The sequence below is a fragment of the Geosporobacter subterraneus DSM 17957 genome, from assembly GCF_900142145.1.
GTDB classification, from domain to species: Bacteria; Bacillota; Clostridia; order Peptostreptococcales; family Thermotaleaceae; genus Geosporobacter; species Geosporobacter subterraneus.
In genome coordinates this window covers 1-14,242 of sequence record NZ_FQZV01000077.1, presented here as the reverse complement: position 1 = coordinate 14,242, position 14,242 = coordinate 1, and the positions used below count along the sequence as shown (strand labels likewise).

The 14,242-nt window shown below is 36.0% G+C and carries 21 protein-coding genes; 8 read left to right on the top strand and 13 right to left on the bottom strand.

Features of this window, described 5'->3' with window-relative positions; translation table 11 throughout:
- Positions 1-303 (bottom strand): IS66 family insertion sequence element accessory protein TnpA (gene tnpA, locus BUB56_RS18175; RefSeq protein ID WP_110942675.1); only part of this gene is annotated, 303 nt, incomplete at its 3' end.
- 313 nt (positions 304-616) lie between these two features.
- Between tnpA and BUB56_RS19595 the strand changes: the two genes are divergently transcribed.
- Positions 617-778: a hypothetical protein gene (locus BUB56_RS19595; protein ID WP_190014738.1), complete on the top strand. Its 162-nt coding sequence runs from the start codon at positions 617-619 to the stop codon at positions 776-778.
- Between the two features lie 41 nt (positions 779-819).
- Positions 820-1,875 carry an ACR3 family arsenite efflux transporter gene (arsB, locus tag BUB56_RS18170; RefSeq protein WP_110942674.1) on the top strand — a complete coding sequence of 352 codons (1,056 nt, stop codon included), beginning with the start codon at positions 820-822 and terminating at the stop codon, positions 1,873-1,875.
- Positions 1,876-1,901: 26 nt separating this feature from the next.
- Here the strand turns inward: arsB and BUB56_RS18165 are convergent, their stop codons facing one another.
- Entirely contained in the window at positions 1,902-2,552 is a 651-nt protein-coding gene (locus tag BUB56_RS18165) for a cytochrome c biogenesis CcdA family protein (protein ID WP_190014736.1), read from the bottom strand.
- Positions 2,553-2,554: 2 nt separating this feature from the next.
- Positions 2,555-3,025: a TlpA family protein disulfide reductase gene (locus BUB56_RS18160; protein WP_110942672.1), complete on the bottom strand. Its 471-nt coding sequence runs from the start codon at positions 3,023-3,025 to the stop codon at positions 2,555-2,557.
- A 179-nt stretch (positions 3,026-3,204) separates the two neighbouring features.
- Between BUB56_RS18160 and BUB56_RS18155 the strand changes: the two genes are divergently transcribed.
- Complete coding sequence (locus BUB56_RS18155; RefSeq protein ID WP_110942671.1) at positions 3,205-3,567, top strand: ArsR/SmtB family transcription factor; 363 nt, start codon at positions 3,205-3,207, stop codon at positions 3,565-3,567.
- 36 nt (positions 3,568-3,603) lie between these two features.
- On the opposite strand, the gene BUB56_RS18150 is transcribed toward BUB56_RS18155, so the two are convergent.
- Both BUB56_RS18150 and BUB56_RS19590 read right to left on the bottom strand, forming a co-directional pair.
- Entirely contained in the window at positions 3,604-4,773 is a 1,170-nt protein-coding gene (locus BUB56_RS18150) for a permease (RefSeq protein WP_110942670.1), read from the bottom strand.
- Positions 4,774-5,802: 1,029 nt separating this feature from the next.
- Positions 5,803-6,036 (bottom strand): hypothetical protein, encoded by a 234-nt coding sequence (locus tag BUB56_RS19590; protein ID WP_190014734.1) that lies wholly within the window; start codon positions 6,034-6,036, stop codon positions 5,803-5,805.
- Between the two features lie 359 nt (positions 6,037-6,395).
- Between BUB56_RS19590 and BUB56_RS18135 the strand changes: the two genes are divergently transcribed.
- Entirely contained in the window at positions 6,396-7,721 is a 1,326-nt protein-coding gene (locus BUB56_RS18135; protein ID WP_456297991.1) for an IS4 family transposase, read from the top strand.
- 75 nt (positions 7,722-7,796) lie between these two features.
- Here the strand turns inward: BUB56_RS18135 and BUB56_RS18130 are convergent, their stop codons facing one another.
- The 4 genes from BUB56_RS18130 to BUB56_RS18115 are packed head-to-tail and all read right to left on the bottom strand — an operon-like array spanning position 7,797 to position 10,301.
- Positions 7,797-8,687 carry an ArsA family ATPase gene (locus tag BUB56_RS18130; RefSeq protein WP_242946431.1) on the bottom strand — a complete coding sequence of 297 codons (891 nt, stop codon included), beginning with the start codon at positions 8,685-8,687 and terminating at the stop codon, positions 7,797-7,799.
- Positions 8,671-9,579, bottom strand: coding sequence for an ArsA family ATPase (locus BUB56_RS18125; RefSeq protein ID WP_110942668.1), 909 nt, complete (start codon positions 9,577-9,579; stop codon positions 8,671-8,673). The genes BUB56_RS18130 and BUB56_RS18125 overlap by 17 nt, the downstream gene beginning before the upstream one ends.
- Positions 9,580-9,602: 23 nt before the next feature.
- Complete coding sequence (gene arsD, locus BUB56_RS18120; protein WP_110942667.1) at positions 9,603-9,926, bottom strand: arsenite efflux transporter metallochaperone ArsD; 324 nt, start codon at positions 9,924-9,926, stop codon at positions 9,603-9,605.
- A 45-nt stretch (positions 9,927-9,971) separates the two neighbouring features.
- Positions 9,972-10,301 carry an ArsR/SmtB family transcription factor gene (locus BUB56_RS18115; RefSeq protein WP_110942666.1) on the bottom strand — a complete coding sequence of 110 codons (330 nt, stop codon included), beginning with the start codon at positions 10,299-10,301 and terminating at the stop codon, positions 9,972-9,974.
- 354 nt (positions 10,302-10,655) lie between these two features.
- On the opposite strand from BUB56_RS18115, the gene BUB56_RS18110 reads away from it, so the two are divergent.
- Positions 10,656-10,928: an ATP-binding protein gene (locus tag BUB56_RS18110; RefSeq protein ID WP_110942665.1), complete on the top strand. Its 273-nt coding sequence runs from the start codon at positions 10,656-10,658 to the stop codon at positions 10,926-10,928.
- Between the two features lie 170 nt (positions 10,929-11,098).
- On the opposite strand, the gene BUB56_RS19585 is transcribed toward BUB56_RS18110, so the two are convergent.
- Positions 11,099-11,266 (bottom strand): hypothetical protein, encoded by a 168-nt coding sequence (locus tag BUB56_RS19585; protein ID WP_190014732.1) that lies wholly within the window; start codon positions 11,264-11,266, stop codon positions 11,099-11,101.
- 128 nt (positions 11,267-11,394) lie between these two features.
- Here BUB56_RS19585 and BUB56_RS18105 point away from each other — a divergent pair, with 128 nt between their 5' ends.
- On the top strand, positions 11,395-11,838 hold the full coding sequence (locus tag BUB56_RS18105; protein WP_110942664.1) for a rhodanese-like domain-containing protein: 444 nt from the start codon (positions 11,395-11,397) through the stop codon (positions 11,836-11,838).
- 204 nt (positions 11,839-12,042) lie between these two features.
- The gene (locus BUB56_RS18100) at positions 12,043-12,396 is read left to right on the top strand and encodes an ArsR/SmtB family transcription factor (protein ID WP_110942663.1); all 354 of its coding nucleotides are present in this window, start codon (positions 12,043-12,045) and stop codon (positions 12,394-12,396) included.
- 53 nt (positions 12,397-12,449) lie between these two features.
- Here the strand turns inward: BUB56_RS18100 and BUB56_RS18095 are convergent, their stop codons facing one another.
- From BUB56_RS18095 to BUB56_RS18085, 3 genes are all read right to left on the bottom strand, one after another.
- Positions 12,450-12,923 (bottom strand): TlpA family protein disulfide reductase, encoded by a 474-nt coding sequence (locus tag BUB56_RS18095; RefSeq protein ID WP_110942662.1) that lies wholly within the window; start codon positions 12,921-12,923, stop codon positions 12,450-12,452.
- A gap of 112 nt (positions 12,924-13,035) precedes the next feature.
- The gene (locus BUB56_RS18090; protein WP_110942661.1) at positions 13,036-13,269 is read right to left on the bottom strand and encodes a thioredoxin family protein; all 234 of its coding nucleotides are present in this window, start codon (positions 13,267-13,269) and stop codon (positions 13,036-13,038) included.
- A 76-nt stretch (positions 13,270-13,345) separates the two neighbouring features.
- Positions 13,346-13,876 (bottom strand): (Fe-S)-binding protein, encoded by a 531-nt coding sequence (locus BUB56_RS18085; protein ID WP_110942660.1) that lies wholly within the window; start codon positions 13,874-13,876, stop codon positions 13,346-13,348.
- 166 nt (positions 13,877-14,042) lie between these two features.
- Here BUB56_RS18085 and BUB56_RS19720 point away from each other — a divergent pair.
- The coding region (locus tag BUB56_RS19720) for a hypothetical protein (RefSeq protein ID WP_330392695.1) at positions 14,043-14,242 on the top strand (200 nt) is incomplete at its 3' end.

Below are 14,242 nucleotides of genomic sequence, written 5' to 3'. Positions count from 1 at the left end.
TAAATTTGGGTCAACAGAATTGCGCAGTGTCATTTTTACTTTGCCAACTTGGATATCGATTTCGCCAGTTCCAGACATGGATGGTTTTACTGTTGATGTAGGGGAGCTTGCTGTTACAAGAGTCCATGTTGTTGCTGAAGATATGATATTAGAATTTTCATCACGTTTAAGCCTATTTTTCCAGTAGCGGAAGTTGTGGATGTTTACATCTTTTTGCTCACACCATTTAACTTGTGTTAGTCCACTATCCCTTTGATCTGCTATTACCTGCTCCCAATAATCTTGATTTGGAGTTCTTGCCATAAAAAATCACCTCATATATTAGTTTGAGATGATTTTATCATAGGTTTTTTAGCAGTACTATGTGCATCAGAGTTTACGCTTACGAATAATTCAGGTGTATTATTATAAACCCTCTATAAATAAAGTTTATTTTAATTTTTCATAAAAAACTCTATAATCTAAATAAATTAACATTTTCTTGCTATGTTGACATAAAACAAATTACTCTGTATACTAAAGAAGTACTATACATCGATGTATTTAAATATGTTTATATGTATATGCATATAATCAGCCTGTAGTCCAAAAAATAAACCATTGAGGAGGCACTATTATGTCTACTAACTACTACAATCCTTATGGAATTGATAGAAATGCAATGTTAAAAAAAGAAAAACTAGAAACGGAAGTGCAGGAAAAGTTCATGACAGAACTTATCCAAGAACTAAAACGAATTGGAAATTTATTAGAAAGTATTGATAAAAAGATTAAGTAATTATCCTAATGATCCAATAAACTACACTTTGAGGTGGCAATATGAGCAATCAAATGGAACAAAATAAAGATGATTTAAATATGTTTAGTCGCTACTTGACCTTATGGGTTATAATCTGTATTATTGCTGGAGTTGGCATCGGAGAGTATCTTCCATGGATTCCGCAAGCTTTAAATAAAATACAATATGCTCAAGTTTCCATACCTGTTGCCATTCTAATTTGGCTTATGATTTACCCGATGATGCTAAAAATCGACTTTACCAGTATTGTAGAAGCTACAAAAAAACCTAAAGGACTTACAGTTACTTGTGTAACGAATTGGCTTATAAAGCCTTTTACCATGTATTTCTTTGCTAGGTTGTTTTTAAAGGTAATATTTAAAGATATGATCGCAGAAGAAACCGCCAATCAGTATCTAGCTGGAGCTGTTTTACTGGGTGCTGCTCCTTGTACTGCCATGGTGTTTGTATGGAGTCATTTAACAAAAGGTGATCCAGCATATACGTTAGTGCAGGTAGCCGTTAACGACCTAATTCTCTTGCTTGCTTTTACTCCAATTGTAGCGTTTTTGCTAGGTGTAAGTGATGTTATTGTACCCTATGATACACTTATTTTATCAGTAATTCTATTTATCATTGTTCCACTCCTGGGAGGATATTTATCCCGAAAGTATCTAGTAAAGACAAAAGGATTGGATTATTTTGAGAAGGATTTTCTTCCTAGATTTGATAATATAACAATTGTTGGATTACTGTTGACCCTAATTATTATCTTTTCCTTCCAGGGGGAGGTAATCATCAATAACCCTGTGCATATCGGCTTAATTGCAGTACCGCTTATTGTACAAACCTTCTTTACTTTCATATTTGCATACGGATGGGCGAGGATATGGAAACTTCCTCACAACATTGCATCCCCAGCTGCGATGATTGGTGCTAGCAACTTTTTTGAATTAGCTGTCGCCGTAGCAATATCTCTTTTCGGACTAAACTCAGGTGCAACCCTTGCAACAGTTGTAGGTGTACTGGTGGAAGTACCTCTAATGCTAATACTTGTGCATATCTCAAATAAAACAAGGCATTTATTTCTAAACTAAATAAAAGGCCGATTGGGCCTTTTATTTTATGCTTTCCAAACAAGGTACATTCCCAGCAAAATAAGAATTATACCTCCAATGACTTTGATTGGCTTCTGAAATCTATCAAGCACACTTAGATTCTTTATTAGTCCCGTAAATGTACCTACAATCAAAATGGGTATACTCCGTCCAATGGCATAAATAAATAATAGGATAAATCCGTACAGTGAGCTGCCTTTTGAGGCAGCATAAGCTAAAACGCCTCCTAATATAGGTGTCGTACAAGGGGATGCCAGTATTCCAAAGGGTAAGCCCAGCAAGAAAGCACCTAGGTTACCTGATCCCTTCTTTGGCGTAAAGAAAGAAAACTGCTTCATCCCTAAATCTATTACGTCTAACATCCATAACCCCATGATTATGACAATGGCTGCCAAAATATAATTTAGCAGCCCAATATTTAGAAACACACCGCCTACAGTTCCTGCAATTCCACCTAATAAGGAGAGTGTAACAGCTATCCCCAATACAAAAGAAAGAGAAATTTGAAAGGATCTCCATTTCGTATTTTGTTCTGTGCCTCCAACATATCCCATGACTAACATAATCGTAGGAAGTGTACAGGGACTTAAGCCACTCAATGTGCCCGTTCCAAATACTGCAGCAAGGGTCAACCACATATTTGCATTTACGTCCATATTCATATCTCACTCAGCATCCTTTCAAGGGTATTCTTAACCTCGCTAGCTTGATAATCGCCTACAATCCGTACCCTTTCAATATTTTTATAATCAAAAATAATCAGGGTTGGTAATACTTTAATATTATATTTCTTCTCATATGTAGCTGCGGTTTTTAAATCAGATTCATTCAATGATTTTTTATTAATCAGCAATCCTTCTATTTTCCCATTGTATTCTTTTAGTAGATTCGTGCTTTTATAGTTATAGTTATTATAGAACTTTTCCAAATCCGGGCAACAATCGGTTTCTGTTGAATACATGACTATTTTAATTTTTGATGATTTTTCAAAATGATTGACCTTTGCTTCTAGTGTTTCATATTTTTCCGTACTGCTACCAGTATTTGTTTTTGTAATATTCTTCATCAGTATAATACCTGATATGGCTACGATAACTGTGAATAGAATCATCCACTTATATTTCTTCATTGTCCACTCTCCAATTCATCATTAAATATTCATTATATAATTATATTAGCATTAGTTTCTTAATATTTCAATTTTTACTCACAAGTCTTTACAAATCTCTATTTATGCTAGGCTTTGACAAGCATTCAGTGATAGGTTATAATTATAATAATATAATTATTTTATTATGGAGGTGTATCATGGACTTTAGTTTGTTATTTAAAGCCCTTGGAGAGAACACCAGAATTCGGATTATTAAGCTACTTTCCTATAAACCTATGTATGTATGCGAACTGGAAGCAATCTTACTCATGAGTCAACCGAGAATATCCCAGCACCTAAAAATATTAAAACAAACCGGCTTGGTAAACGATGAAAAAGATGGCCAACGAACGATTTATACGCTTAATCAATACCTCCTGTTATCTTCATTAGCTGAATTTAATAGTTTTCTTGATATACCCCTTCATGGGTTACCCGAATACAAGAAAGAAGTAGCCCGGATTGAATTCTTAAGGGAGAATCCCTCGATCACCATTTGTCCGGATATAAAAAAAACTTAGGCTAGAAATCGGCCTAAGTTTTTTTATATTATAGAGCTAAAACAAGGTTCCGTATACTATCCCTGCAATGGTTGCCATCACAACTACCAATGAAACAAATACAACAGTTTTCTTAGTTCCCATCACTTGACGAATTACAAGCATATTTGGCAAGGACAACGCTGGTCCTGCCAGCAGCAGTGCTAGTGCTGGACCTTTTCCCATTCCTGAACCAATGAGTCCTTGTAGGATCGGCACTTCTGTCAGTGTAGCAAAGTACATGAATGCTCCTGCAACCGATGCAAATAGGTTAGCTTGAATAGAATTTCCTCCTACCAATCTTTCCACCCATACTGATGGAATGAGTCCTTCATGTCCAGGTCTTCCAAGTAAAACACCAGCAATCAACACTCCGAAAAACAAAAGTGGCAGTATTTGCTTTGCAAATCCCCAGGTAGAGCTAAACCATTCATCCCTCTCCTCTTTGTTGAACCACTGCATCGATGCATATAATACTACGGTCATAAATCCAGCTGCTAAAATCCACTTCATGCTAAAGATATTTGCCCACAATCCTGTTGCCTCCATGGGTCTTCCCCAGTTCGCAAATACCAAAACCCCTACCATTGAGAAGAAATATACTGCAGTTTTCCAAAGGGGCTTATCGTCTTGACCTTCATGGGTAAACATGCTGGCATCTTTATTCATATTTTCTCTTTCTTCTTTTAGGAATATCAGGTGCATCAGATATCCAATCACAACGCTAAACACTACGGCACCCAATGCTCTTGCAATTCCTAGCTCAGGTCCCAGCACCCTAGCAGTGATGACAATTGCCAGTACATTGATTGCTGGACCAGAGTAAAGAAACGCAGTCGCAGGCCCTAATCCAGCACCCTTTTTATAAATTCCTGCAAATAATGGCAATATGGTACAAGAGCACACTGCTAAAATAGTTCCGGATACAGCAGCTACAGAGTAGGCTACCCATTTTTTTGCTGTTGGCCCAAAATATTTAATCACGGCATCCTGTGATACAAAAACTGCTACTGCTCCTGCAATAAAGAATGCGGGTATCAAGCAAAGCAGCACGTGCTCTCTTGCATAATCATTTAACATCGCAAAGGACTCAATAACAGCACCCTGAAATCGCAGGCTGGTTACTGGCATATAGTATGCTGCTAAAAATACCCCAACAATGATCCAAAACTTCTTCCATTCACTCATGATAATGCCTCCTAAATTATATGATAAATATATAATGATATTCTTATATAATTATCATATAACTTTTTGTAAATCCTGTCAATGCCGATTTCATAGACATTTAAACAAAATCGAGTAGGAGGTAGATAATCAATTTATCTACCTCCTACACCACCGTACGTACCGTTCGGTATGCGGCGGTTCAACAGGAATTAATGTACTTGCTATACCTTTTATGAATACTTGTGTATCCTATAGATTCAAGATAGGTATTTGTAAGGGTTGTACTTAGTACAGGGCTACCTGCGATTCTCCTGTAGCCTTTTCTTGTATTGGCTTGTTGCTATGCCTTCTGGTTGCTCTTACATAATTTTATCAGGTTCTCATACTTCGTTTTAATCCTTTTCCATTGCTTCCAAAAGCACATTCTTATCCTGCGTCTTGTCTATTCATCAAGTTCTCTTGTCAGCTTACTCATATCCGCAATTCCAAAATAATTGACCTACCCATTTATGCTCTGCTTTAGCTTTTGCATTCTATGCTCCATGCTTTTGCCACTACTTCTTGTTTTCTGCAATCTTCGTGTTTCTCTCGAATTCTTCAAGCTTCTAAGACCTCCTATTGTTCAGTCCTTCCTAGAGCATTCATGACTGCCCTAGTACTATGACCTCTGCTGACTTCTCATGATAAATCTTGTTTCAACCATGGTTTGAAATTCATCTTCCCATGTCCATGAGACCTCCCCAGTAAGAAGGATAACCTTCATCTCATCTATCTGCCTCATTTACTCCTTGGAATTCGGGTAGTGTTGGACTTTGTTTTGTTATGCAAACTCGTCCGTTTCAAGAAACCTTCTATGAGGTTCGTGTTCCTCAGACCGAGATTTTGCCTAGGGTTTCTTTCAGATTCCACCTCCCGGTGGACACCCTTGCCTTCGGCTAGTGGTTCCCACTACCAAGCCCACAGCGGACTTTCACCGCCAAGTTATCGCCCATGCTGGGCACACATAAAAAAAGCCCAGCAATCTAGCTGGACTTTTCATAATCTATTCTATACCGTTTTTAATTTTTCAATAATTTTTGTGATATCTACAGTACCTTCTGATACGACTTCTTCTCCAAAGGCAACGATTGGAACCTGTACATCCCCTCCGCTAACTTGTTTAAATACTTCCGGGTACTTGCTTAGCGCCGGGGAAAATACATCAATAAATTTCATCGTAGCGACTTTCCCCATTAAGTCCTCACTCTTGATTGCATTTTTTAGATCCTGGATATCATCCATAATTGTTCTAGTTGGTCCACAACTATCTGCTGGGCCTCAACCACAGCCTACTGGTTTTACAGCAAAAATATTTAACTCTACTCTGTTCATTTTATTTCCCTCCACTCAGTATTATTTACTTAAACTTCGCACTTTAATTTGATCCTATGATCCTTAAAAATTCAATAGTTATTGACTAAAACTTCGCATATAGATATGGCTCTATGAACCTAGAAAATTCAATAGTTTTTGACAATAAAAAAGCATGAGACCCTTCGTTTTTGTTATAATTGAATCACCACAACACAATTATCACAAACGGAGGTTCATGCTATGGAAAGTATAACACAAAACTACGTCAATGATAAGAATGTAAATTCATCCATCATAAATTTCTTAAGAACTACAAGGTAGCATCTGTTCTGAAAAGCTCAAATGTATACAAACAAAAAGGTGTGCTTACTACAGCCCTCTTCCAGTATATTTTCAAGCTGATTTTCCTCAATCGCAGCATGTATATGACCATGCTTACAGAAAAACATACCGAAGGCTTTGGGAAGGACACTATTTACAGATTTCTAAACTTTATCTCTGTCAATTGGATACGGTTCACTTCCTTGCTTTCTGCCAGGATCGTCGCAACAACAATAGAAAAACTCACAAACGAAGATAGAGTGAATGTACTGATTCTTGATGATATGATGTTTGAACGCAACAGCTCCAAGAAGGTGGAACTGCTGTCCAAAATGTATGACCATGCCAAGAAATCATATAAATTGGGTTTCCGTCTTTTAACTCTCGGTTGGTCTGATGGAAATACATTCCTTCCTGTTAACCGTTGTCTCTTGTCCTCAGAGAATAGGAAAAATAGAATCGTCGATGCTAAATCTCTTAATAAAAGAACTGCTGGTTACTGCAGAAGGCGTCTAGCCCAGACAAAAGCAACTTCTGACCTGCTTGAGTTAATAGATCAGGCAAAGAAGGCAGGTCTTTCAGCGTCATATGTGTTGTTTGACAGCTGGTTTTGCTTTCCGGCATCCATTATTCAAATCAAGAAAAGAGCACTTGATGTTATTGCTATGGTTAAGAAAACTCCTAAGATGCACTTTCTCTATAATGGAAAAATGCAGCCAATCACAGAAATCTATAAACAGAATAGAAAACGCAGAGGATGTTCCAAGTATCTTCTATCCGTTGAAGTTACTGTTGTTAAAAATGATGAAACCGTACCAGCAAAAATAATCTATGTCCGAAACAAGAATAAGAAGAAAGACTATCTGGCACTTATTACGACGGATATGTCAATCAGCGAAGAAGAAACCCTCAGAATTTATGGAAAGCGCTGGAACATTGAAGTTTTTTTCAAGGTTTGCAAGTCATATCTCAAGCTTGGTAAAGAGTGTAACTCCCTATCCTATGATGCAATGACTGCTCATGCAGCAGTTGTTTTTACCAGATACATGATGCTAGCTGTTGAAAACAGACAGGCTTTGGACAATCGTACCTTGGGTGAAATCTTTTACCTTCTCACAGATGAACTTGCTGATATCACATGGACTCAAGCATTGCAGATGCTTATGCAGACATTTATTAACGCAATTTCAGATAAGTTGTCATTATCGGCAGACCAAATAGAGGAATTAATGGATGCATTTTTAACAACTTTGCCAAACCGGTTAAAAGAAAGGTTTGCTTTGTGTGCATAGAGCCAATTATATTATTGTCATATATTGAATTTTCAAGGATCATAGAGCTATTTTTATATGCAAAGTTTCAGTTATTTATTCATACAATGCATTTGCTGCTTCTCGAATAACATCAATCCCTTTAATCTCTTCTGCAAACAAAGGCATTTGTAATATTTCACAATCAAACTTCTCATGGATTACTTTCAAATGTCTATCCTGCATTTCTTTTCTTTTTTTAAAGTACTCTGTTGTACAAAACTCTTTGGGTAATACTTGGTTTGCTATGACCAGCTGTGTATAGATTTCTGCTCCTTTTAGTTCTTCCACAGCTCTATAGGCTTCTTGAATCGGTGTATTCTCCGGATATACTACAAAAGCAAAGGTCGTTTGTTCTTTATCTCTCATCTTACTAATGACTCGTTTAAATCGTTCTTGAGCTTTTAGATCCCCTTCATTTACTGTATTCATAGCTGTCTTTAGCTCTATCTGCTTATCCCAGCTTAAGGGCAGCTCTAATAATCTTAGGGTGTGGCCCGTAGGAGCTGTATCGAAGATAATGGCATCAAACTCTTCATTGTCTGCATAATCTGTGAATCGATCAAAGGCAGCCATTTCTTCTGTGCAGGGTGAATCCAGTTCTTCTTTTAAGCCGATCATCATTTCTTCTGAATAGTTATTCTTCTCAGCTTCTGTAAAGATCTTCTGCTTATACTCCTCTGCCGCCTGCTTCGGATCGATTTTCAATCCATATAGATTCTCTACACCAGCAATAGGCTGTATTTTATCCCCAATCGGCTGTTCAAACACTTCACCGATATGGGAGGCAGGATCTGTAGTCAAGAGCAGGGTTTTAAATCCTTTTTCAGCTAGGTATAATGAGGTCACACAGGACATAGAGGTTTTTCCTACCCCACCTTTACCGGCAAAAAAGATTAACTTAGGTTTCTTATTTCTAGGTAATATCACTTTAGTTTGAGATTTCAATTTGATTCACCGCCTCTTGTTGATTATATAACTTATCAGCAACTTTTTCCAGTATTTCTACGCCTCTAATTTCTTCAGCTAGTAAATGCATTTTTCTCTTTGGTAAAGGGATTTCTTCATTGATCTGCTGAATATATTTTTTTTGCATTTCTCCACGTTTCTTAAAGAATGGATTTAACAGCTCCTCTTCCGGTAAAACCCCATTGACAATGACTTCTGTGGTATTAATACCTATCTCACCTAACTCTTTGGCAGAACGGATCGTTTCTTTAATGGGAGTAGCCTCTGGCTGCAACACGAAGATAAAATGAGTTTCTTTCTTATCCTGAAGAAGCTTTACAGCTCTATCATATTTCTCTTTAGAATCTTGAATATTTTGTACAGGACCCATGCAGGTTTGACCTGAACCCTTAGAACTTTCCTCAATATGCTTAGACCAATCCACAGGAAGCTCTAATAGTCTGATGGTGTGTCCCGTAGGAGCTGTATCAAAAATGACAATGTCATATTCATCAGTATCCATAAAGTCTGTAAACTTATCGAAGGAAGCCATTTCTTCTGTACAAGGAGAATTCAGCTGTTCCTCCATAATGGCTACCATTTCATCCCCAAAAGCTTCTCGGATGGGCGCCAGAGCTCTTTCTCTATACTCAGCAGTTGCCTCATCACTGTCTATCTCCATGGCAAACAGCTTTGGTACACCTTTAATTTGCGTTACCTTATGGCCGATTTCCTGTTCAAATACATCGGATAAATTCGCTGCTGGATCCGTTGTTACGATTAGGGTATTTAATCCTTTCTCAGCGTAATAGACTGCGGTAGAAGAGGCCATAGAAGTCTTCCCTACGCCGCCTTTTCCTGAAAAGAAAACAAATCTGGGTGTCTTATTCATGATTAACCTCCTGAAATTTTTATTTACTTTCTCAGCATAAGCTCTTTGATAAATTCATCATAGGACATATAGTCCTTTTCTTTGATAATATCTCCATTAATTGTAATAATAGGCAGTGCTTCTGTCTTTTCAGCTTTAACTTTTGCAAAAACTGCTGGATTTTGCATAAAATCCTTTGGATTAAAATTCATAGAATATCTGTTAATTTGTACTTCCGGAAATTCTTTTTGTATTCGTTTAATGGTATTCTGTAGGTCCATTAGCTTTGTATCCGGAGATGGACCACATACTCCACTAGAACAACACATAGGTGGTTCATAAATATTGATGATTGTTTTGTTTTCCATTATAGTTCCTCCTTAGAAACATATTATTAATTGATTTTTTTACTACTAATCGCAGATACATCGACTTCTGCTGCAGGAGCATCTATTCCTAAACTCCTCTTTCCCAGGTGCTTCGGAAGTAACACTTTTTATGAAGTCACATAGTTGATCCACCTGATCCTGTCTTATAGAATAAAAAGCCCATTTACCTCTTTTCTCAACCTCAATCAGACCTACCTGCTGTAGTATTTTCATGTGATGGGAGATCGTGGGCTGCGTTAATTCCAGGCTGTCTTGTATATCACAAGCACATAGTTCACCGCAAGCCAACATACAAAGAATCTTTAATCTGTTCTCATCAGACAGGGCTTTAAACAACTCAACATAATCTTTCACTACATTCACCCCTTAAACCTCACATAGACATTTGTCTATATATATTATGATCTACATATAGATATGTGTCAATGTATTTTTTAAAAATTTAGACTGATTTTTCATTCAGCCTATTATAATATTTCGCATTTTTCATTACTCTATACTTTTTTCAAAGAGACCAATCATAGATGTAGCCCCTAGATAATTTATAAGCTCAAAACCAGATTTCTCCCATATTTTCAAAAAACTGAATTTGTCCCTATCAAAATTTCCATGCAATTTAATAAAATTTCTTGAAATTTGTTTTTGTTAATTATATAATTAAATAATTATATCTTAATATTTTATTTTTCCATTTGAGGTGGTCCTTTTATGTCAGATGAATTTAATTATTCCGGTATTAACAGAGAAAATATTCCTTGGTATCCTACAGTGGACGAAAGTTTGTGTAGTGGTTGTGGAGAATGCTTTGCATTTTGTACTCACAATGTCTATCAAATGGACGCGAATCAATCTATTGTCCAAGAACCCTATAACTGTGTTGTTGGCTGCAGTAACTGCCTTAAACTTTGCCCAACAGATGCTATTTCCTTCCCTACAAAAGAACTGTTACTTACAGTTTTGGATGAATTAAAAAATAAATAGTTTTTCTCATTAAAATAGTACCGTTCTAATATTATCTTTTAATAACACTCGTTGAAAAAAATGCAAATTTGCGTGGGTCTATATATTATGTATGATTCATAGATCCACGCAAATGTTTTTATTTAGAATAATAGACTGTTCTCAATGACCAGTCTATAAGGTATGCAATTTCATTCAACTTTGCTATTATTCTTTCTATCATCATCAATATATAGTTGATATCTACCATATCCTTCTATGTTAATCAGCAGGACATTTTTTTGAACATAGTCCTTTAATATTCCTTTTTCCACATATAGTTTTGCTGTAGAGTTTTCATTTTTTGAATATTTCTTCATTGATTAAGCAACTCCACTTATGTTATGTGATATAATTTTAAATATATCGGTATATTGTTTCTTGAAACATGTTCGATAAGCATAATACCCTCGATAAGCAAAAACAAGAATTGAATGGGAGGTAAAACATGAATTCTGTTATCCATCAGCAAGGTCAATCTAGTGGTTCCCCTGCTCCGCTTTCACCCCGAGACGCATTTATACATCTTCAAAATGACGCTGCCATTCTGGACATCAGACCAGAATATGAAACGGACTTCCGAGTCTTTGATGTTCCTAATATTTTCTATCTGCCCTATCGTTCCTATCGTGATCAATTCCATTTGATACCCAAGGATATTCCCTTAATCGTAGCAGACAGTGTAGGCAATAAGAGCATGGAAGTGGCACGTTATCTAGTAGAACAAAATTATCCCCAGGTTTTCTTTCTAGCAGGGGGTATGGTAGCATGGGATCGTGATGGCTTACCACTTTCCAAGGACAAAAATTATGCAATGGTAGGGGGCTGCGCCTGCAGGCTTAAGCCTAAGAGTACACAGACAGAAGGCTCATCGGTGGCACCAAAAGTATAGTGAAACAAACTACTTATAGCAGGGATTGTATTATGATCATTCAAGCTTTCGAGCCCTGCTTTGAAATATTAATAAAATCTAGTATACATATCTGACTTAACTATCTATAATTGTGATATAATCATGTTTCTGATTATATAAAAAATCTATTTATCCTACCCATGAAAAACTTAGGATTATATATGAACATTGGAGGTACGACGTATGGATTATGAAGCTTTTTTCAAAGCCTTAACAGAATCTATACGGATAAAAATCATTCGACTTTTAGCCCATAAGCCTATGTGCGTCTGTGAGCTCGAGACAATCTTGGGAATGAGTCAACCACGAATATCACAGCATGTTAAGATATTAAAATATGCTGAAATTGTTAATGATGAAAAAAAAGGACAGAGGAGTATCTATAGCTTAAACCAAGAGTTTCTACATAGCACACTTTCAGACTTTAGAGCATTCTTAGAGATGCCTTTACAAGACATCTCTGAATTTCAGGCAGAATATTCCCGTATTTGTGATCTTTCAAGAAACCGTGATATAAAAACTTGTAAAATGATCTAGTGTATTAACAGGATTAGACTTCATCTTAATCCTGTTAATTTTTTGTGTATAATCTAAATGAGTGGTCTAATCAGATCATGTAGTTCTTCTTCTTCAAAATCATTCACGATGACTTTAAGTGATTCACCATTATTGTTAAGTAAGACAATGGATGGCAGATACTCAACATCATACCGTTCAGCAATCTTAATGATTTGTTTCTTGTCCTCTACATTCACGGTTCCTGTATTGATGAAGATAAAATTTAAATCTTCCTTATATCCTTTAGCTACTTTATTTATTTTTTCGTTATAATCGTCAAAAAATTTTTTGGTAGAAGGACAGCAGTCTGCATCATAAGAGAAAACAATTATCGTCGGCTTTTTATTGTTTTTTATAATATTCTCATAACTGCCTATTACAATCCCATTCTCTGATATACTCGATTCTTTTTCCCAGATCTTTGAAAACCCTCCCTTAATACCAATAATCCCTATTAAACATACTATTACTATCAGAATGATGAATATCTTATTAAACTTATTCATTCCTACACCTCACTGTACTTATAAAAAGACCCTTATTTTAGAAATCTAGATAGTGAAAAACCTATCCAAAGCCAAAAGGATAGGTTTTTCGGGGATAGAACACATCACTAGATTATTTGGTTAAAAATCCTTTAATTTCTTCTGAAGATGGGATTCTACCTGACGCTTTTATTTCACCATCGATAATCAATCCTGGTGTCTTCATCACGCCTAGGTTTATAATATCTGAAAAGTCTGTTACTTTTTCTACATTTGCTTCCATATTTAATGCTTGTAGTGCTTCTCTTACATTAGCTTCCACAGTTTTACAGTTTTTACATCCCGGTCCTAATACTTGGATCAACATGTACGCATCCTCCTTCATAATTATATACTTATATTTTTATATTATATTACCCTAATGTTTCTGTCAATATTAAAACTTATTCGTATCCTAAAATTTGTAATATACCTTCTACCTTTTCTAGGTTATCTAAATAAGCTTTTTCGTACAGCGGCAAGCATTTTTTAATATTTTGTTCACCACTGATTAGTTTTGAAGCAAAAGCCATACAGGCAGTTTCCCCACATCTTTTACAGTTTAGCTTAGGAAGCTGTTTATAGATTTCAATCGGACTAATATTTGCTCTCATTTCAAATAAGGGCTCTATATGATCTCTATTCTCATAGGTATTATTGATCAGATCTTTCACTAGATTGATGATTTCAAAGGCATCTGTTTCATTAATAACCTTTGCTACAGCTAATTTTTCTGGATAAATCGTTATCATACGAAACTCCTTTTTAAATGTCAACGTGCCAGCAGCTTTGTTATATATAGCGGTTTTCATACTGCCATTAATATAGGGTAATACCTCGGAAACATTACTTGAAAACTTTGCCTTAAATTTCATTCTTTCAGCGTCTGCAGTACAGGGCTGTATACGGGTCATCTTTATCTCTTCTAAAAACATTTATCCATCGTCCCCCTTTTTATATATTAGTAGCTCGTTGCAGAACTCTACAACTCGCACAAATACTGCATTTTAATCTATTGAAATGGCTAAGTTTCCCCCGTTTTGGGTATATATACATTGTGAAATTGTACATAACTCAAAACTTACAAGAAAGGAGAAACTTATGCCAATTTCAGCGAAACAATTAAATCTTTGTGATATCTCATCTGACTTTGATAAGTTCTTTCATCAGGATCAAAATAATCTACTTTCTCTATTAAACCAACATATTGATATTACTCCGTTTATCCCTTTTTCTTTTTATCAAAAGTATTATTCTTCACTAGGTACCAATCGAGACTATTCTCTTGAGGCTATGCTTTA